The 18923-nt window shown below is 71.8% G+C and carries 19 protein-coding genes, 1 tRNA gene and 1 pseudogene; 11 read left to right on the top strand and 10 right to left on the bottom strand.

Features of this window, described 5'->3' with window-relative positions:
* Nucleotides 1–17: 17 nt before the first annotated feature.
* Nucleotides 18–1349 (top strand): MDR family MFS transporter, encoded by a 1332-nt coding sequence (locus ACVW19_RS15385; protein WP_457459960.1) that lies wholly within the window; start codon nt 18–20, stop codon nt 1347–1349.
* Nucleotides 1350–1380: 31 nt separating this feature from the next.
* On the opposite strand, the gene ACVW19_RS15380 is transcribed toward ACVW19_RS15385, so the two are convergent.
* From ACVW19_RS15380 to phoU, 3 genes are all read right to left on the bottom strand, one after another.
* Nucleotides 1381–1632, bottom strand: coding sequence for an SCO4226 family nickel-binding protein (locus ACVW19_RS15380; protein WP_457459959.1), 252 nt, complete (start codon nt 1630–1632; stop codon nt 1381–1383).
* 132 nt (nt 1633–1764) lie between these two features.
* Nucleotides 1765–1926 (bottom strand): hypothetical protein, encoded by a 162-nt coding sequence (locus ACVW19_RS15375; RefSeq protein ID WP_363034073.1) that lies wholly within the window; start codon nt 1924–1926, stop codon nt 1765–1767.
* A 126-nt stretch (nt 1927–2052) separates the two neighbouring features.
* Nucleotides 2053–2754 carry a phosphate signaling complex protein PhoU gene (gene phoU, locus ACVW19_RS15370; protein WP_457464619.1) on the bottom strand — a complete coding sequence of 234 codons (702 nt, stop codon included), beginning with the start codon at nt 2752–2754 and terminating at the stop codon, nt 2053–2055.
* Between the two features lie 269 nt (nt 2755–3023).
* On the opposite strand from phoU, the gene ACVW19_RS15365 reads away from it, so the two are divergent.
* Nucleotides 3024–4406 (top strand): sensor histidine kinase, encoded by a 1383-nt coding sequence (locus ACVW19_RS15365; protein WP_457459958.1) that lies wholly within the window; start codon nt 3024–3026, stop codon nt 4404–4406.
* A complete protein-coding gene (locus ACVW19_RS15360) occupies nt 4403–5083 on the top strand; it encodes a response regulator transcription factor (protein ID WP_030403545.1) in 681 nt (226 codons plus the stop codon). The genes ACVW19_RS15365 and ACVW19_RS15360 overlap by 4 nt, the downstream gene beginning before the upstream one ends.
* Before the next feature lie 125 nt (nt 5084–5208).
* Here the strand turns inward: ACVW19_RS15360 and ACVW19_RS15355 are convergent, their stop codons facing one another.
* Entirely contained in the window at nt 5209–5877 is a 669-nt protein-coding gene (locus tag ACVW19_RS15355; RefSeq protein WP_457459957.1) for a copper chaperone PCu(A)C, read from the bottom strand.
* A gap of 765 nt (nt 5878–6642) precedes the next feature.
* On the opposite strand from ACVW19_RS15355, the gene ACVW19_RS15350 reads away from it, so the two are divergent.
* The 6 genes from ACVW19_RS15350 to ACVW19_RS15325 all read left to right on the top strand — a co-directional run bounded on the left by ACVW19_RS15350 (nt 6643) and on the right by ACVW19_RS15325 (nt 13350).
* Nucleotides 6643–7125: a CarD family transcriptional regulator gene (locus ACVW19_RS15350; RefSeq protein ID WP_042168913.1), complete on the top strand. Its 483-nt coding sequence runs from the start codon at nt 6643–6645 to the stop codon at nt 7123–7125.
* Nucleotides 7126–7553: 428 nt separating this feature from the next.
* Entirely contained in the window at nt 7554–8330 is a 777-nt protein-coding gene (gene ispD, locus ACVW19_RS15345) for a 2-C-methyl-D-erythritol 4-phosphate cytidylyltransferase (RefSeq protein WP_457459956.1), read from the top strand.
* Entirely contained in the window at nt 8320–8856 is a 537-nt protein-coding gene (gene ispF, locus ACVW19_RS15340; RefSeq protein ID WP_457459955.1) for a 2-C-methyl-D-erythritol 2,4-cyclodiphosphate synthase, read from the top strand. The genes ispD and ispF overlap by 11 nt, the downstream gene beginning before the upstream one ends.
* A 75-nt stretch (nt 8857–8931) precedes the next feature.
* Nucleotides 8932–10338: a cysteine--tRNA ligase gene (gene cysS, locus ACVW19_RS15335; protein WP_457459954.1), complete on the top strand. Its 1407-nt coding sequence runs from the start codon at nt 8932–8934 to the stop codon at nt 10336–10338.
* 188 nt (nt 10339–10526) lie between these two features.
* Entirely contained in the window at nt 10527–11468 is a 942-nt protein-coding gene (gene rlmB / locus ACVW19_RS15330) for a 23S rRNA (guanosine(2251)-2'-O)-methyltransferase RlmB (protein WP_457459953.1), read from the top strand.
* Nucleotides 11469–11586: 118 nt separating this feature from the next.
* Nucleotides 11587–13350 (top strand): DoxX family protein, encoded by a 1764-nt coding sequence (locus ACVW19_RS15325; protein WP_457459952.1) that lies wholly within the window; start codon nt 11587–11589, stop codon nt 13348–13350.
* 93 nt (nt 13351–13443) lie between these two features.
* On the opposite strand, the gene ACVW19_RS15320 is transcribed toward ACVW19_RS15325, so the two are convergent.
* From ACVW19_RS15320 to ACVW19_RS15305, 4 genes are all read right to left on the bottom strand, one after another.
* Nucleotides 13444–14175, bottom strand: a complete 732-nt coding sequence (locus tag ACVW19_RS15320; RefSeq protein WP_457459951.1) for a nucleotidyltransferase family protein — start codon at nt 14173–14175, stop codon at nt 13444–13446.
* Between the two features lie 84 nt (nt 14176–14259).
* Nucleotides 14260–14718: a hypothetical protein gene (locus ACVW19_RS15315; RefSeq protein ID WP_457459950.1), complete on the bottom strand. Its 459-nt coding sequence runs from the start codon at nt 14716–14718 to the stop codon at nt 14260–14262.
* Nucleotides 14719–14953: 235 nt separating this feature from the next.
* On the bottom strand, nt 14954–16042 hold the full coding sequence (locus ACVW19_RS15310; protein WP_279335266.1) for an ABC transporter ATP-binding protein: 1089 nt from the start codon (nt 16040–16042) through the stop codon (nt 14954–14956).
* Nucleotides 16043–16240: 198 nt separating this feature from the next.
* Nucleotides 16241–16573 carry a WCX domain-containing protein gene (locus ACVW19_RS15305; protein ID WP_457459949.1) on the bottom strand — a complete coding sequence of 111 codons (333 nt, stop codon included), beginning with the start codon at nt 16571–16573 and terminating at the stop codon, nt 16241–16243.
* A gap of 18 nt (nt 16574–16591) precedes the next feature.
* Between ACVW19_RS15305 and ACVW19_RS15300 the strand changes: the two are divergent.
* Nucleotides 16592–16699, top strand: a pseudogene (locus ACVW19_RS15300) (DUF3224 domain-containing protein); the annotation flags it as partial.
* A gap of 211 nt (nt 16700–16910) precedes the next feature.
* Nucleotides 16911–16984: transfer RNA gene (locus ACVW19_RS15295), tRNA-Thr, on the top strand.
* Between the two features lie 42 nt (nt 16985–17026).
* Here the strand turns inward: ACVW19_RS15295 and ACVW19_RS15290 are convergent.
* Nucleotides 17027–17893, bottom strand: a complete 867-nt coding sequence (locus ACVW19_RS15290; protein WP_457459948.1) for an aminoglycoside phosphotransferase family protein — start codon at nt 17891–17893, stop codon at nt 17027–17029.
* A gap of 13 nt (nt 17894–17906) precedes the next feature.
* The gene (locus ACVW19_RS15285) at nt 17907–18881 is read right to left on the bottom strand and encodes a zinc-binding dehydrogenase (protein WP_457459947.1); all 975 of its coding nucleotides are present in this window, start codon (nt 18879–18881) and stop codon (nt 17907–17909) included.
* Nucleotides 18882–18923: the final 42 nt, after the last annotated feature.

Here is an 18923-nt window from a genome sequence, read left to right as displayed (position 1 = left end):
CATCGGGGGGTTGCGTGGTGTCCGTCGTCCGTGTCCGGCGTGCGGTGCGGGAGACCGTGTCCGGGCTGCCCCCGGCGTTCTGGTGGCTGTGGACGAGCACCCTCGTCAACCGGCTCGGTGCCTTCGTCGCCACCTTCATGGCGCTCTACCTCACCCTCGACCGCGGTTACTCCGCCACCTACGCCGGTCTCGTCGCCGCCGTGCACGGGCTCGGCGGGGTGATCTCCTCGCTGGGCGCCGGGGTGATGACCGACCGGATCGGCCGGCGGCCCACGCTGCTCATCGCGCAGGCCTCCACCGCCGTGTCCGTGGCGGCCCTCGGCTTCGTGCGCGACCCCGTCTCCATCGCCGCCGTCGCCTTCCTCGTCGGCATGGCCAGCAACGCGTCCCGGCCCGCCGTCCAGGCGATGATGGCCGACATCGTCCGGCCCGAGGACCGTATCCGCGCCTTCTCCCTCAACTACTGGGCCATCAACCTCGGCTTCGCCGTCTCCGCCACGGCAGCCGGGTTCATCGCCGAGTACAGCTACCTCGCCGGGTTCCTCGTCGAGGCCGCGATGACCATGGTGTGCGCCGTCGTCGTCTTCGTGAAGCTCCCCGAATCGAAGCCCGTGCGGAGTGCCGAGGAGGCGCGGGAGGACTCCGTGGGGCTGGGGACCGTTCTGCGGGACAGGCGGTTCATGGGGGTCGTCGGGCTGTCCTTCCTCGTCGCGCTGATCTTCATGCAGGGGTCCGTCGGACTGCCCGTCGCGATGGGCGCGGCCGGGTTCACCCCGGCCGACTACGGCATGGCCATCGCGGTCAACGGCGTGCTGATCGTCGCGCTGCAGATTCCGGTGACCCGGTTCATCGAACACCGGGACCCCGGGCGGCTGCTGGTGATCTCCTCGCTCCTCGCCGGGTACGGCTTCGGCCTCACCGCCTTCGCCGGGTCGGTCGGCGTCTTCGCCCTCACCGTCTGCGTGTGGACGCTCGCCGAGATCGTCAACGCGCCCACCCAGACCGGGCTGGTCGTCCAGCTGTCGCCGGCCCACGGACGCGGGCGCTACCAGGGCATGTACACGATGTCCTGGGCCGTCGCCGCGCTCGTCGCCCCGCTGATGTCGGGGTTCGTCATCGACCGGTTCGGGGCGCGGTGGCTGTGGGGCCTGTGCGCCGTCATCGGCACCGTGGCCGGACTCGGGTACGGGCTGCTGATGCGCCGCCTGCCGCCCGAGGAGACCGCGACCGGCGCGGAGACCGCGACCGGCGCGGAGACCGCGACCGGCGCGGAGAAGGCCGCCGAGGGAAAGGCCGGTGGGGGCGGGGCCGGCGGGGTTCAGCAGACGCCGGAGGTCAGTGCTCCCTGAGGGGCGCCGCCTCCGGCGGGGTCCGGTGCGCCTACTGCACCGACAGCGGCACCGCGTGGATCTCGTCGGCCTTGTGGCCGGTGCGTTCGTGGATGCGCTGTACCGCTTCGGCGGAGGGTGCCTCCGAGAGGCAGTAGATCGTGCCGGACTCCGGGTCCGCCCAGGCATGCCGGAAGTAGACGCTCTCTTCCTCCTGTATCGCGAGGTCGGCCTCGTGCACCTGCCTCAGCTGGTCCGCCGTGATGCCCTGCATGCCGTGGTGGATGTCCATGAACTGGGTCATGGCCCCGCACCTCCTTCCCACTCCGGGCCGTACGTACCGAATCGGGGCGTCCGTACTTCCATGCTGCGCCCGCGCCGACCGCCCGGCATGCCGAAGGCCCCGGCGGTCGCCGGGGCCTTCGAATGAGCGTGCTCAGCACTGGCAGGGGCTGCCCGACTGGCAGCCACAACTGCAGCCGGAGCCGCAGCCGCACGCGGCGACCAGGGTCAGGCTCCTGATCTCGGCGGGCTGCTCCGTCTCCCGTTCCTGCGTGGGATCGGGCGTCGTGCCGGGGGAGCTGGGGGAATCGGCCATGGGTCCCTCCTCGAGACTGGCGCCGTGCCTGTGTCCATTGGATGCCCGTTCCAGCGGGCGCATCAACGGCGCATTGGGGCTCATGCGCGCCCTCGGCCGATTCCCGCGCCCCCCCACGGCGTCCGGTCAGGCCTCCTGCGCCCCCGGCACCGGCTGGATGTCGGGCTGGATGTCCGGCTGGATCTCGTCCGCGTGCTCGCCCGTGACCAGGTAGACCACCCGCTTGGCGACCGAGACCGCGTGGTCGGCGTAGCGTTCGTAGTAGCGGCCCAGCAGCGTCACGTCGACGGCCGTCTCGATGCCGTGCTTCCAGCGGTCGTCCATCAGGTGCTGGAAGAGGGTGCGGTGCAGCAGGTCCATCTCGTCGTCGTCCTGCTCCAGCTGGAGCGCCAGGTCGACGTCCTTGGTGATGATCACCTCGGCCGCCTTGGCCATCAGGCGCTGGGCCAGCTGGCCCATCTCCAGGATGGTCGCGTGCAGGTCCTGCGGAACCGCACGCTCCGGGAAACGCAGCCGGGCCAGCTTCGCCACGTGCTGTGCCAGGTCGCCGGACCGCTCCAGATCGGCCGACATGCGCAGCGAGGTCACGACGATCCGCAGATCGGTCGCCACCGGCTGCTGGCGCGCCAGCAGGGCTATGGCACGGGCCTCCAGGTCGTGCTGCAGTTCGTCGACCTTCTGGTCGCCCTCGATCACGTGCTCGGCGAGCTTCAGGTCGGTGTCGAGGATGGCGGTCGTGGCGCGCCCGATCGCCGACCCGACCAGCCGGGCCATCTCCACCAGACTGTCGCCGATCGAATCCAGTTCCTCGTGGTACGCGTCCCGCATCAGGGTTCCTCTCATGCGTCTACTCGGGGCTTCGGGAGCCGGGCTCCCGCGGGGTTCCGGGGCGGGCGCTCCGCCACGCAGTCGACGGCGCGAACCCCGCGCGACCGACGGTGCGAAACCCCACGCTCCCACGTTCCGATCCTTACGCGTCCGGTTCCGCCACCCCAAATGAACCATCCCTGGCTCCAAGGTGAACTCTGGGCGACGAGTCTTCGAGCTTGTCCTCTCGTGGCTGTGGCCACCGGTCGGCGCATGCCTAACCTGGACACATGGACGTGAACGCGGCGGTCGCCGCAGCGGCGGCGATCGCCGGATTGCTCACCGGCGCCATCGCCGTGCTGGCGTTCCGCTTCAGCGAGCGCGAACAACGGCGCCCCACGCGTTCCTCGCTGCACACGGACCCGGTGCTTCCGCCGGGCGTGGACACCGTGCTGTCCGTACTGCGCTCCTCCGCCGTCGTCCTGGACGAGGCGGACGGCGTGGTCAAGGCCAGCTCGGCCGCGTACGCCCTCGGGCTGGTCCGCGGCGGCAAGCTCGCCGTGGAACCCATGCTGCAGATGGCCCGCGACACCCGGCGGGACGGCGAGATACGGCAGGTCGAACTGGATCTGCCCCGCCGCGGCACCGGGCGCGGCGAGGCCCTCGCCGTCTCCGCGCGGGTGGCGCCCCTCGGCTCCCGGCTCGTACTGCTGCTCGTGGAGGACCTCACCGAGGCCCGCCGCATCGAGGCGGTACGGCGCGACTTCGTCGCCAACGTCAGCCATGAGCTCAAGACCCCGGTCGGCGCGCTCTCCCTGCTCTCCGAAGCCGTCATGGACGCCTCCGACGACCCCGAGGCCGTGGAGCGCTTCGCCGGCCGGATGCAGGGCGAGGCCACCCGCCTCACCAATCTGGTGCAGGAGCTCATCGACCTCTCCCGCGTCCAGAACGACGACCCGCTCGAGGACGCCGAACCCGTCCCCGTGTACGAACTGGTCGCCGAGGCCGTCGACCGCTGCCGCCACGCGGCGGGCACCAAGCAGATCACCATGGCCTCGAACGTGTGGGCGCCCGGCGGGCTCGAGGAGATCGAGGGGCGTGAAGGGCTCGCAGGGCCCGACCAGGAGGACGGTGGGCACCTGCCGAGCGCCGCCGACCTGCGCGTGTGGGGCAACCGCGGCCAGCTCGCCGCCGCCCTCGGCAACCTCGTCGAGAACGCCGTCAACTACTCGCCCGCCCGCACCCGCGTCGGCATAGCGGCCCGCAGGGTCGCCCAGTCGGGCGGGGACCTGATCGAGATCGCCGTGACCGACCAGGGCATAGGAATCTCCGACAAGGAGAAGGAGCGCGTCTTCGAGCGCTTCTACCGCGTCGACCCGGCCCGCTCCCGTGCCACGGGCGGTACGGGTCTGGGCCTCGCGATCGTCAAGCACGTGGCCGCCTCGCACGGCGGGGAGGTCACGGTGTGGAGCGCCGAAGGCCAGGGCTCCACGTTCACCCTGCGGCTTCCCGAGGCCGCCGCGGCCCCCACCCGCGACCGTGTCACCCCGTCGTCCCGCCAGGACGAACCCGAAGGTCTCGAAGGCGAGGCCGGACGGTCCACTCCCTCATCCCCCCACGCTTCCGATTCATCCGCGTACGAAACGCTTCCCTCCCCGGAGGTCCTTCCGTGACCCGAGTGCTCGTCGTCGAGGACGAGGAGTCCTTCTCCGACGCCCTGTCGTACATGCTCCGCAAGGAGGGCTTCGAGGTCGCCGTCGCGGCCACGGGGCCCGACGGCCTCGACGAGTTCGAGCGCAACGGCGCCGACCTCGTCCTCCTCGACCTGATGCTGCCCGGTCTGCCGGGCACCGAGGTGTGCCGCCAGCTGCGCGGCCGTTCCAACGTCCCCGTCATCATGGTGACCGCCAAGGACAGCGAGATCGACAAGGTGGTCGGCCTGGAGATAGGCGCCGACGACTACGTCACCAAGCCGTTCTCCTCGCGCGAACTGGTCGCCCGTATCCGCGCCGTGCTGCGCCGCAGGGGCGAGCCCGAGGAGGTCGCCCCCGCCGCCCTGGAGGCCGGCCCGGTCCGCATGGACGTCGACCGGCACGTGGTCACCGTGGGCGGCACCAAGGTCGACCTGCCGCTCAAGGAGTTCGACCTGCTGGAGATGCTGCTGCGCAACGCCGGGCGCGTGCTGACCCGGATGCAGCTCATCGACCGGGTCTGGGGCGCCGACTACGTGGGCGACACCAAGACCCTCGACGTCCACGTCAAGCGGCTGCGCGCCAAGATCGAGCCGGACCCGGGCGCGCCGCGCTACCTGGTGACGGTCCGGGGGCTGGGCTACAAGTTCGAGCCCTGAGGCCCCGGCCGGGGCGCGGGCGGCCGTCGCCCGGCACCCTTGGCCGGTACTCGTCGGTACGACGGTGGGCGGGACCCCTGCGCAGGGGTCCCGCCCACCGTCGTGTGCGGCTGTGCCGCCGGTGCTCAGCTGCCGGCCGACTGGCTGGCCGAGGCCGCGTCGGACGGGGTGCCCGCCGGGGCGCCCGAGGCGTCGGAGTCGCTCGGCGTGCCCGAGGCGTCGTCGGCGGGCGCGTCGGACGGCTCCGCCGACGGTTCCGCCGGGGCGCCGGGCGCGGCCGGGATCTCGCTCGGGCCCCACTCGCTGAAGAAGCTCTCGGCCGGGTGGACGAACGCGCGCAGGTTCACGTCACCGGTCTTGCTGAAGGTGAACGTGACCGGCTGCGCGTTGCCGTCCTGGACGGCCTCACGGCTGCTGGGCAGGACGGCGGAGGCGTTGCCCGGGCCGCCGATGATGAGCGAGCCGCCGGCCGGGACGGTCAGGCTGCCGCCCTCGGCGGGGGTGAGCTCGACGGTCTTGCCGGTGCCGGGGAGGGTGATCGACTCCAGCGTCTGGTCGGTGCGGCCCTCGTTGAACAGGGTCGCGGCGACGACGGCCGGGCCCGTGGACTCGCGGTCCGGCTGGGTGACGACGATGGCGTTCTGCACCTTGATGTCGCCCACGGTCGTCGCGGCGTTGTCCGGCTGGATCTGCAGGGACTGGGCGTTGTTGCCAGAAGTGCACGCGGAGAGCGAGGCGACTGAGAACGCGATGGCGGCGGCGGCGATGGCGCCGCGTCGAAGGCTGCTGCTCACGGCGGCGGCAACTCCTTGACTCGAGCGAGCGGCGGCGACCGGGTCGGCCGCCTTTAAGTGTCTGTCAGCGGCCTCAGGCTATCGAGCCGTTCCCGCGAGCCCGCACCCGACCCTCCCTGCGAGGGCCGCCGTTCCCCCGGAAGGTGCGCGCGGGCCGCGGCCGTCACCCGATCACCAGCCGTTTCCGCAGGCGTCTGCGGGGTCGTGAACGATTTGAGGACGGCCCCCGCAGACGACGCAGCAGACGACGCAGCAGAGGACACCGTGGATGACTCGTGTAAGTGACTCGTCGGCTACTTCGATCACGCACTCCTCCGACATTCACATAAGTGCGGTCGGGGGCGTCCCCGGCGCCTTCTCGGAGTGGCGCATATTTCGTGAAGGAATGCGGCGGCGGACCGGGAAATGCCGGAGCGGTCCGGAAATTGATCACCGGCCGCTCGTCCCGGAGGGCGTGTGATCAATTCCGGATTCGGCCGGAACCCTGTCGCGCACACCGAACGGAGTAGCGGAACTCGAGCGCTTGGGGGTGGACATATGGGGATGTTTCGCCTCCTGCCGGGGCCTCCGGATGCGTGTAGCGTACGCGTTTCGCTCGCCCCGAAGGGCCCCTCCGACCTGCGAATACATGCTTCCGCTCAGTGGTCGCAGCACGTTCCTGATGCTGTTGTCAAGCCCCGAGAATGGCCCTGACCTGCGAAAACGTCATTCAGAACACGCCGTATCCGTGTTACCCTGGATAGCCACGGAAGGGGTACCTGTCACATGACGTTCAAGGTTGGCGACACCGTGGTCTATCCCCATCACGGGGCCGCGCTGATCGAGGCTATCGAAACTCGCCAGATCAAAGGCGTGGACAAGACCTACTTGGTGCTGAAGGTCGCCCAGGGTGACCTGACGGTACGTGTGCCAGCGGACAATGCGGAGTTCGTCGGCGTACGTGATGTGGTCGGTCAGGACGGGTTGGACCGGGTCTTCGAGGTGCTGCGCGCACCGTACGCCGAGGAGCCCACGAACTGGTCCCGTCGCTACAAGGCAAACCTGGAGAAGCTCGCCTCGGGCGATGTCATCAAGGTCGCGGAAGTCGTGCGTGACCTGTGGCGTCGCGAGCGTGAGCGCGGACTCTCCGCCGGTGAGAAGCGCATGCTCGCCAAGGCGCGCCAGATTCTGGTCAGCGAGCTCGCCCTCGCGGAGAAGACCAACGAGGACAAGGCCGAGGCTCTCCTCGACGAGGTTCTCGCCTCGTAAGGCGGGACGGACGAAGCAGGCGGAGCTTCACGTCGCCAGTACGTACATCGAAGTGCGTCGAAATGCCGCGGTGCCCGATGACGGATGTGATGTCGCCGGGCGCTGCGGCATATCCGTACCCGGGCAGCGCCCGTACGCCGCACCCCTGTGCCGTGCACACCCGCTCCGTGTGTCCCGCACACCCCTGCGCCGCACCCCGCAGCGCTTCCCGGCACATGCGCCGCGCCGGGAAAGTGTCCCCACGCGTGTCCCCGCCCCTGGCGTGCGGGTCCGGGCGGCCGGCCCGACCAGAGTCACGGAAGGGGCTGGTCAAGGCGGTACGCCCGGCACTCCCCCCACTCCGGGAGCAGGGGCTACGCCCAGGCCATACCCACCCAGGCCCTGTCGTCAAACTCCCCGGGCCGAGCACACCAACCTGACAGGAACCGATGTCTGACGATCCCCTCCTGACACCGACGCCGAACCCCGTGCCCGGCCGTACGACCGCCCGCACGGCGGCCGTGATCCCGGCCGCCGGCCGAGGTGTGCGCCTCGGGCCGGGAGCCCCCAAGGCACTCCGCGCGCTGGGCGGAACGCCCATGCTCATCCACGCGATCCGCGCGATGGCCGCATCCCGCGCCGTCTCCCTGGTCGTCGTCGTGGCCCCGCCCGAGGGCGCCGCGGAGGTCAGGACGCTGCTCGACGCGTACGCGCTGCCCGACCGCACCGACTTCGTCGTCGTCCCCGGCGGGGAGACCCGCCAGGAGTCGGTGAAGCTCGGCCTCGACGCCCTGCCGCCCGGCTTCGACATCGTCCTGGTGCACGACGCGGCCCGCCCGCTCGTCCCCGTGGACACCGTGGACGCCGTGGTCGCGGCCGTCCGCGACGGCGCCCCCGCCGTGGTCCCGGCGCTGCCGCTCGCCGACACCGTCAAGCAGGTCGAACCGGCCGCCGCCCCCGGCGAGCCGGAGCCCGTGGTCGCCACTCCCGACCGGTCCCTGCTGCGCGCCGTGCAGACCCCGCAGGGCTTCGACCGGGCCACCCTGGTGCACGCGCACGAGACGGTGACCGACGACGTCACCGACGACGCGAGCATGGTCGAGCAGCTCGGCCGGACCGTCGTCACCGTCCCCGGCCACGAGGAGGCCTTCAAGGTCACCCGCCCCCTGGACCTCGTCCTCGCGGAGGCGGTCCTGGCCCGCAGGAGGCTCAACGATGGCTTCTGAGCCCCTGGCCTTCGAGCCGGATCCCGAGTCGGCTTCCGTGCCCCTGCCGGTGCTCCCGCGGGTCGGCATCGGCACCGACATCCACGCCTTCGAGGACGGCCGGGAACTGTGGTGCGCCGGCCTCAAGTGGGAGGGCCAGGGTCCCGGACTCGCCGGGCACTCCGACGCCGACGTCGTGGCGCACGCCGCCTGCAACGCCCTGTTCTCCGCCGCCGGCCTCGGTGACCTGGGGCAGCACTTCGGCACCGGGCGGCCCGAGTGGTCCGGTGCCTCCGGTGTGACCCTGCTGACCGAGGCGGCACGGATCGTACGGGCGGCCGGCTTCCGGATCGGCAACGTCGCGGTGCAGGTCGTGGGGGACCGGCCCAAGATCGGCAAGCGCCGGGACGAGGCCCAGAAGATCCTCACCGAGGCCGCCGGCGCACCGGTGTCGGTCTCCGGCGCCACCACCGACGGACTCGGGTTCCCCGGCCGCGGCGAAGGACTGATGGCCGTCGCCACCGCCCTCGTCGTCCACACCGGCTGACGTCCCGGACGGGGAAGACGACACGGGCCGGTAAAGGGGCGCGAGGCACCGCTCCGGGCCGACTACCCTGGAGGAGTGACTATTCGCCTGTACGACACCAGCGCCCGGCAGATCCGTGACTTCACCCCGCTCCAGCCGGGTTGCGTCTCGATCTACCTGTGCGGTGCCACCGTGCAGGCGGCACCGCACATCGGGCACATCCGCTCGGGGCTGAACTTCGACATCATGCGCCGCTGGTTCGAGTACCGCGGCCTGAAGGTGACGTTCGTCCGCAACGTCACGGACATCGACGACAAGATCATCGCGAAGTCCGCGGAGCAGAACCGCCCCTGGTGGTCCATCGGCTACGAGAACGAGCGCGCCTTCACCGACGGCTACCAGGTCCTCGGCTGCCTCCCCCCGACCTACGAGCCGCGCGCCACCGGCCACATCACCGAGATGGTCGAGATGATGCGCGGCCTCATCGAGCGCGGCCACGCCTACGAGGCCGACGGCAACGTCTACTTCGCCGTCACCTCGTTCCCCGAGTACCTGGAGCTGTCCAACCAGGAGCTCGACAACCTGCTCCAGCCGTCCGGCGAGGGCGAGACCGGCAAGCGCGACCCGCGCGACTTCGCCATGTGGAAGGCGGCCAAGCCCGGCGAGCCGAGCTGGGAGACGCCGTGGGGCCGCGGGCGTCCAGGCTGGCACCTGGAGTGCTCGGCGATGGCCCACAAGTACCTCGGGACCGCCTTCGACATCCACGGCGGCGGCCTCGACCTGATCTTCCCGCACCACGAGAACGAGATCGCCCAGGCCAAGGCCTACGGCGACGAGTTCGCCCGGTACTGGGTGCACAACGCCTGGGTCACCATGAGCGGCGAGAAGATGTCGAAGTCGCTCGGCAACAGCGTCCTGGTCTCCGAGATGGTCAAGCGCTGGCGGCCCATCGTGCTCCGCTACTACCTCGGCACCCCGCACTACCGCTCGATGATCGAGTACAGCGAGGACGCCCTGCGTGAGGCCGAGTCCGCGTTCGCGCGGATCGAGGGCTTCATCCAGCGGGTGGGCGAGCTGACCGGCACGCCCGGCGCCGTCGAGCCGGCCACCGAGGTGCCGCCCGCCTTCGCCGAGGCCATGGACGACGACCTCGGCGTACCGCAGGCCCTGGCGGTGGTGCACACCACCGTCCGGCAGGGCAACAGCGCGCTGGCCGCCGACGACAAGGAAGCGGCCGTCGCCCGCCTCGCCGAGGTGCGCGCCATGCTCGCGGTCCTCGGCCTGGATCCCCTCGACCCGCACTGGGCCGGCGACGCCGACCGCGGCGACGATCTGAACGGCGTCGTCGACAGCCTCGTCCGCATGGTCCTCGACCAGCGCGAGGCCGCCCGCGCCCGCAAGGACTGGTCCACCGCGGACGCCATCCGGGACCAGCTCGGCCAGTCCGGGCTGGTCATCGAGGACAGCCCGCAGGGACCGCGCTGGAGCCTCGGCCCGCGCTGAGGCAGGAGGGGGCACCTCCTGAAATCTCCCGGAACCTCCGGGTTCCCCAAGATCGGGTTGTGCCGTCCGGGCCTCCGGGCGGCACACTTCACAGACGTAGCACACACGCACGCGTGGGTACCTGCGGACGGACGTACATGAGCCCGTACGCAGGCACGCACGGACGACTTCACGGAGACGGGTACATCATGGCCGCGAACAACCGCCGCATGTCCGGCAAGAAGGGCGCGCAGGTCGGCAGCGGCGGCCAGCGGCGCCGGGGCCTGGAGGGCAAGGGGCCCACGCCCCCCGCCGAGATGCGCAAGGGGCACGCCAAGCAGCGCGCCGCCCAGGCGAAGGCACGCCGCGTCGCCGGACGCGCCCCGCAGCGGCGCGGCGGCGGCCGCTCGACCTCCGAACTCGTCGTCGGACGCAACCCCGTCGTCGAGGCGCTGCGCGAGGGGGTGCCCGCCTCCACGCTGTACGTCCAGCAGTTCATCGACAACGACGAGCGGGTGCGCGAGGCACTCCAGCTCGCGGCCGAGCGCGGCGGCATCAACCTCATGGAGGCCCCCCGCCCCGAACTCGACCGGATGACCAACGGGCTGAACCACCAGGGCCTGGTCCTCCAGGTCCCGCCGTACGAGTACGCGCACCCGGAGGACCTCGTCGCGGGCGCCCACGACGAGGGACAGGACCCGCTGATCGTCGCCCTCGACGGAGTCACCGACCCGCGCAACCTCGGCGCCGTCGTCCGCTCCGTCTCCGCCTTCGGCGGCCACGGCGTCGTCGTCCCCGAGCGGCGGGCCGCCGGGATGACCGCCGGCGCCTGGAAGACGTCCGCCGGCACGGCCGCCCGTACGCCCGTCGCCCGCGCCACCAACCTGACGCGCGCCCTGGAGGCGTACAAGAAGGCGGGGATCGTGGTCGTCGGGCTGGCCGCCGACGGGGAGTCCGAGATCGGCGAACTGGACGCGCTGGCGGGCCCGGTCGTGATCGTCGTCGGCAGCGAGGGCAAGGGACTGTCCCGACTGGTCGGCGAAACCTGTGACGTCCGGGTGCGGATCCCGATGCCGGGTGGCGCCGAATCGCTCAACGCCGGTGTGGCGGCGGGAGTCGTGCTGTACGAGGCGGCACGCCGCCGGGCCTGAACGGACGTTCGACGCCATCACCCACATGGGGTGTTCCGGTTGGTCCGGACGAGCTTGACGGGGTCCGGACACATCCGGCGTGTCAAGGCAGTGTCCTATGACCACGTCACTCGGTTAGATGAGTGTGGACACCAGAACACCCCGCACACCCACGGGGGACCGCTCGTCGGGACTCGACGACGCTCCCGCGCTGAGCATGGTGAAGGTGCCGAGCGATCCGGCGCAGGTCATCGTCAATCACGTCAGCTTCCGCGTGCAGCTGGGCGCCTCGACGCGACGCGCCCGATCCCCGCGGATCGCACGGCACTTCAGCGCCGCCCAGGGCGCGCCCCGCATCCCCGTCGTCACCACCATGGGTGCCCCGGGCGGGGCCGCGCCCCGGCGGCGCCCCGTCGTCTGGAGCGGTCGCTCCGCCCCCGACGACACCGGCGCGCACCGGCTTCTCCAGGCCGTGCGCCACGAAGGCGTCCGTCACACCGACGAACCGCTCGCCGACGCCGGAGCGACCCAGGTCATCCCCCGCGTCGGCGAGGGGTACGGCTACGCCGACGACCCGGCCGCCACCCAGCCCATCGAAGTGCCCGCCATCGGCCCCCAGCGCACCCACGGCGGCGCACCGCCCCTGCTGCCCCCCATGCGCCCCGTCGGCAGCGCCTACGACGAACCGGCCTACGGCGGCTACGGGGACTACGGCTACGACGAGCACGGTTACGACGAGCACGGTTACGACGACCGGCCCGATGCCGACCGGCCCTACGACGAACAGGGCCGCGGCACCGGCGAGTTCGAGGGTGCCGGTGGCCACCGGGCCGCCGACCGGAAATCCGGCGGCCGCCGGGCCAGGCGCCAAGGCGACGACCCGGCCCGGCACGCCTACTACCCCGGGCGCCGGATGAACCTCGGCGTCGTCCTGCTCCCGCTGCGCGTCTTCCTCGGCTTCATCTCCATCTACGCCGGCATGGGCAAACTCTGCGACCCCGTCTACTTCGACGGCGGCAAACGCGGCTCCATGGTGACGTGGCTGAACACCCTGCACCCCTGGGAAGTCGCCCAGCCGCTCCAGCAGTTCGCCCTCGAGCACCCCGTCGGCTCCGGACTCGTCATCGCCTTCCTCCAGGTCATCGTCGGCGTCCTCACCGTCCTCGGCTGCTGGCAGCGCGTCGCCGCCGCCGTCGGCGCCGTGCTCTCCGCCGCGCTGCTGGTCACCGTCAGCTGGAAGAGCGCCCCCGCCTACGAGGCGCCCGACATCATCTACCTCGCCGCCTGGTCCCCGCTGGTCATCGCCGGCGCCCCCGTCTACTCCGTCGACGGCCGCCTCGCCGCCCGCGCCTGGCGCCGCCTCGGCCCCCGTTCCGACCTGTGGGACCTGCGCCGCTACGTACTGCGCCGCGGCTCCCTGATCACCGTCGTCGTCTGCGGGCTCACCCTGCTCGTCGGCTCGCTGCTCGGCGGTGCCGTGCGTGACTCCGACCGCGTGGTCGTCCCCGGGCCCGGCGAGGCCCCGCGCAACGAACTACCGGGCTCCCCGCTCCCGGAGAAGCCCGACAAGAGCAGGCAGGGGACCCCGTCCGCCTCCACCTCGCCCAGCCGGAGCGCCTCCTCCGGAACGACCGACCCGTCCGCCGGCACCACCAGCCCCGGCGCGACCCGGGACACCGGCGGCGCCGTCACCGGCGCGCCCAGCCAGACCCAGGGCACCACCGGTGAGGCTCCGCCCCAGCAGTCCTCCCCGGTAGACCAGGCCCCGAGCACCAGCTCCGGCCCCACCTCCGGCGGCGGCACCACGGGCGGCGGCGACGACGGCATCCCGAGCGACAGCGGCGGGGACGAGGCCCCGTCCCCCGAGGAGCCCGGCCGGCTGGTGGGCGGCCTCCTGGGGTAGCCCGTCCGCCACCGGTACGACGACGGGGTCCCGCACGGTGATGTGCGGGACCCCGTCATCGTGTCCGGGTGGTGGTCGTGTCCGGGTGGTGGGTCAGCGGTTCTGGGACGCCAGTTCCTTCGCCGCCTCGGTCAGGTCCTTCGCGGTGTCGATCGCCCGCCAGTAGGAGCCCTGCGGGATCGGGAACCCGGCCAGCCGGCGCTCACGGGCCAGCCGCGGGAACGTCGTACGCTCGTGGTCGCCGCGCTCCGGCAACAGGTCGGCGAACCCGGGGGAGAAGACGTACACACCCGCGTTGATCTCGACCGTCGACGGCGGGGCCTCGATGAAGTCGGTGATGTGACCGAACCCGTCGGTCTGCACGGCACCCCACGGAAGACGCGGGCGGGCCAGGGCGAGGGTCGCGACGGCGTCCCGCTCGGTGTGGAAGTCGGCCATGTCGCGCAGCGAGAAACGGGTCCAGATGTCGCCGTTCGTGGCGTACCAGGGCCGGTCCGGGTGCGGGAGGCGGGCGGCGGCGTACTTCAGACCGCCGCCGCGGCCGAGCGGCTCCGTCTCGACGACGGTGGTGACGGAGAGGGGCAGATCAGCGGTCTCCAGCCACTTCTGCAGCACCTCGGCGAGATGGCCGCAGGAGACCACCACGTCCGTGACGCCCTCCTCGGCGAGCCAGGAGAGCTGATGGCCGATGATCGGGGTCCCCGTACCGGGAATCTCGACCATCGGCTTGGGCCGGTCGTCGGTGTACGGACGAAGCCGGGAACCTTGGCCGCCGGCCAGGACGACGGCTTGCACGGGCCGCGACGCGGCGCTCGGATCGGTCATGGGCGCACTGTACGTGGCGACCGAGGGGCCGGGCGGACCGGGCGGACCCGCAGGCGGGCCGTGGTGCCGGGTCCTGGGACGGGCTCAGCCGTGGGCGGTGAGCACCCCCGACGCGAAGGAGGTGTCGCAGACCGGACGGGCGAAGGACTGGGCCTTGGTGGGGCCGTACATCCGGACCGCCGCCTTGCCCAGCGCACGTGCGATCGACGTGCAGTGCCGCGCCAGCGACGGGCGGTCGTTCACCGCCTGCTGGAGGTGGGTGAGGGCGACGCCCGGATCCTCCTTCTGCAACTCGACCAGGAGCGTGTCCCGCAGCACCTCGTGCGGGGCGCGCGAGGAGGCGCCGGCCGAGGACGCGCCGGACACAGCCGTGTCGGCGGCGGCGAGCACCGGGCTCGAAGGGTTCCCCGACCAGTTGACCCGGGCGACCGCGAGGGTCCCGGAGAACACCAGGACGACGGGCAGGACGAAGGCGAGAGTGCGGCCGACCCGGCGGGCAGGGCCCCGGCCGCTTCGCGTCTGAGGCGTAGTGGAGTGCTTCACGCGTGTGAGGGTAGCGTCCAGTGATGGCATGGAGACATTCAGTCACTGGTTCGGGTGACATGGGCGGGACGTTTCCTGGGTAGCGCGTTGACGCACGCTGCTCGAAACGCACCGAATGTCAGGGTGTTCGTCGACAACGCAGTCGCACCGAAGAGGGCCCCGCAGCGGTCTGCGGGGCCCTCTTCATCAAGTCGGGTGAATCACCCGGGGTGGTGCGACGGTTCGGTCACGGCTCTCAGTCGGACAGGCGCGCGCCGGACGACGTCGAGAACACGTGGGTCTCACCGGACCGCGGCACGACGTGCAGCGTGCTGCCCTTCTCCGGCACGTTGCGGCCGCCGACGCGGACGACGAGGTCCTTGGACTCGCCGCCGACCTCGGTGGTGCCGTACACGAACGCGTCGGAGCCCAGCTCCTCGACCACGTTCACGGTGACCGCGAGACCCTGGTCGGACTCGGCACCGGCCACGTCGAAGTGCTCGGGGCGGACACCGACGGTGACGGTCTTGTCGGTGGCGGCGGCCAGCGCGTCACGGTCCACGGCCACCACCGAGTTGCCGAACTTCACGCCGCCGTCCGTGATGGGCACCTCGACGAGGTTCATCGCGGGGGAGCCGATGAAGCCGGCCACGAAGAGGTTGGCGGGCCTGTCGTACATGTTGCGCGGGGTGTCGACCTGCTGGAGCAGACCGTCCTTGAGGACCGCCACCCGGTCGCCCATGGTGAGGGCCTCGACCTGGTCGTGGGTCACGTACACCGTGGTGATGCCGAGACGGCGCTGCAGGCTCGCGATCTGCGTACGGGTGGAGACGCGGAGCTTGGCGTCCAGGTTGGACAGCGGCTCGTCCATGAGGAACACCTGCGGCTCACGCACGATGGCGCGGCCCATGGCGACACGCTGACGCTGACCACCGGAGAGCGCCTTCGGCTTGCGGTCCAGGTACTCCGTCAGGTCGAGGATCTTCGCGGCCTCCTCGACCTTCTGCCGGATCTCCGCCTTGTTGACGCCGGCGATCTTGAGCGCGAAGCCCATGTTGTCGGCGACCGTCATGTGCGGGTACAGGGCGTAGTTCTGGAACACCATGGCGATGTCCCGGTCCTTCGGCGGCAGGTGCGTGACGTCGCGGTCGCCGATGCGGATGGCACCGCCGTTCACGTCCTCGAGCCCCGCGAGCATGCGGAGCGAGGTGGACTTGCCGCAACCGGACGGGCCGACGAGTACGAGGAACTCCCCGTCCTCGATGTCGATCTCGAGCGCGTCCACGGCGGGCTTGGTCGAACCGGGGTAGATCCGGGTCGCCTTGTCGAACGTGACAGTGGCCATGGTGAATGGGCCCCCTTCTACCGGCAGGAACGTGCCGGACGATCCGAGTAGGAAGGTGGTGCCACGACGGGATGTTCCGTTGTGGTTCCGAGTGGTGCAGTCCACGGAAGCGAACTGGCACAGGACGGTACCGGCGTTCACCCGATCTGTCAGTACCCGAGGTCATATGAACTTCGCGGAAACTTTCGCCGGCCGGTGTCACCGCTCGGCCGCGTAACGTTCGGCGAGGACCGTCACGGCCCCCGCGACCGCCTCCCGCAGCCCCGGCGGACCGAGCACCTCCGCCTCGGTGCCGAGCCGGAGCAGATCGCCGACGGCGACCGCCTCCGACTCGACGGGCAGCTCCACCTCGACCCGTCCCGCGTCGTCCGGCGGCCCCGCGTCCCGCAGTGCCCGTGCGCCCGCCGCCCCGAACTGCATCGGCAGCAGCTTCTGTCCGCGGGGCGAGAGCCGCAGCCGCGCGGTGCCCTGCCGCAGCGCCCCCTCCAGCCGCCGGGAGGACTCCGCCCGGTACGCGGCACGACCGAACACGACAGAAGGAGCACCTCCATGCCCACCACCCGGACCGCCGGCCACTTCACCTTCGCCGACTGGAAGGAGGTTCCCGTGGGCCCGGAGGACACCCATCCCCGGCTCGCCCACGCCACCGTCACCAACGCCTTCACCGGCGGCATCGAGGCCGAGTCCACGACCTGCGACTACTCCATCTCCTACCTGACCGGCACGACCGGCTCCGACGAAGGTGCCGTACACCTTCGCGTACGGACCGGAGTGAGCGGGCCGGGCCCGTCCCCCGCAAGTGCGTGGCTCGGCGAAAGCCGCTCTGTGTACAGTGGACCCGCCCTCGCGCGTTCCGCGCGTGTGCGGTGCCTCCTTAGCTCAGATGGCCAGAGCAACGCACTTGTAATGCGTAGGTCGTCGGTTCGAATCCGACAGGGGGCTCTCTTCGAAGCCCAGGTCCGGGTGGTTCCGGCCTGGGCTTTCTCATGCCCGGGGGCGCAGGCGGTGGGCGATCTCGAGGTCGTGGGGGGACGGAGGGCGGCCGTCCTCGATGTGCCACAGGCAGTTCTGGAGCAGGCGGGCGTAGGTCCAGGCGCGGGCCCGGCCGCGGTCCAGGCCGAGGACGTCGGTCATCGCGTCGAAGCGGTTGGCCAGGGCGGGCCAGAGGTCGAAGCCGGGGTCGCCCGCGAGGGGCTTGGGGTCGATGGCGAGCCAGGGGGCGCGGTCGGCGGCCAGGACGTTGTCGTAGTGCAGGTCCCAGTGCAGGAGGCGGTCGCCCGGTTCGTCCGCCACCTCCCGCAGGGCCGCGGCGCAGTCGGCGACGGTGCGGCGGGGGGCCGGGTCCGGGATACGGTCCAGGGCTCCGGGTGTCCGCTCCAGCAGGACGTGCGCGATGTCGTCGAGGCGGCGCAGGCCCGCCGGGGCGGGGGTGCCGGTGAGGTGCGCCAGGAGGCGGGCGACGACCAGGACGGCCTCGCGGACGTCGGGCAGGCGGGCCAGTGTCCGGGCGGGGTCGAGGCGTTCCAGGAGCAGGGCGTGGGTGGTCTCGTCGTGGTCGAGGAGGCGGACGGCTCCGTCGCCGTTCCAGGTGCGCAGGGCGACGGGTTCGCCTTCGGTCTCCTGGTCCAGGATCTGGAGCTTCAGTACGGCCGGTGTGCCGTCCGCGCGGTCGACGGGGAGGACCAGGGCGCTCACGCCGTGCATCGGCGCGCCGGTGACCCGCAGGTCCCAGCGCTCCAGGAAGGCGGCGGCCAGCCCGGGCAGCCCGGAGACGAAGGCGCGGCCCGCCTCGCCGTTGAACTTCTCCTGTGCCGCCGCGAGTTCCTCGGGTACGTGGATCACGGTGGGCACGATAGTGCGGCGCTCACGGCTCCAGGACGACCTTTCCGGTCGTGCCCCGGTTCTCCAGGGCGCGGTGGGCGGCGGCGGCTTCGGCGAGGGGGAAGCGGTGGACGGCTGGGGTGAGCCGGCCTTCGGCGGCTTCGGTGAGGGCGCGCAGTTCGAGGGTGCGTACGGGGTTGGCGCCGCCGGCCCTGCGCATCATCTCGGGGCCGAGGACGTTGAGGGATACGCCGTCGACGAGGTGGGGATCGGTGCTGTCGAGGCCCTGGGCGGACCAGCCGAAGACGACGTGGCGGCCGCCGGGGGCGAGGAGGGAGACCGCCGCGCGGGCGGTGTCGCCGCCGACGCCGTCGTAGACGAGAGTGATTTTGCCCTGGTGGGCGGAGAGCCGCTCGGGCCAGGCCGGGTCGGTGTAGTCGACGGCGAGGTCGGCGCCGTTCGCGGCCACGCGGGCGGTCTTCCCGGGGCCGCCGGCGAGGCCGATGACGGTGGCGCCGGCGTTCTTGGCGTACTGGACGAGGAGGGTGCCGATGCCGCCGGCCGCGGCGGGGACGAGGACCACGTCGCCGGGGCCGGGCTCGGCGAACTGCACGATGCCCATGACCGTGCGGCCGGTGCCGATCATGGCGACGGCCTGGGCGAAGTCGAGGCGCTCGGGGATCTCGTGGAGGCGGTCGGCGTCGGTGACGGCGAGTTCCGCGTAGCCGCCGGGGGCGAAGCCGAGGTGGGCGACGACGCGCTTGCCGAGCCGGTCGGCCGGCGTGCCGTCGCCCAACGCATCGACCACCCCGGCTACTTCGCGGCCGGGGACGGTGGGCAGGGTCGTCGGGGCGGGCGCGGGCCCCTGGTGTCCCTGCCGTAGCGCGGTGTCCAGGAGGTGGACTCCGGCGGCCCGGACGGCGATACGGACCTGGCCGGGGCCGGGGCGTGGGTCCTCGACCTGTTCGTGGACGAGGTTCTCGGCGGGGCCGAAGGCGTGCAGACGGATGGCGTGCATGAGGCTCCCAGGGGTGCGATGCGGCTTCGACAGCGCACCCAC

Source organism: Streptomyces sp. TE5632, assembly GCF_054061295.1.
Note: the sequence above shows the minus strand (reverse complement) of the source record. Positions and strands in the feature narration are given on the sequence as shown.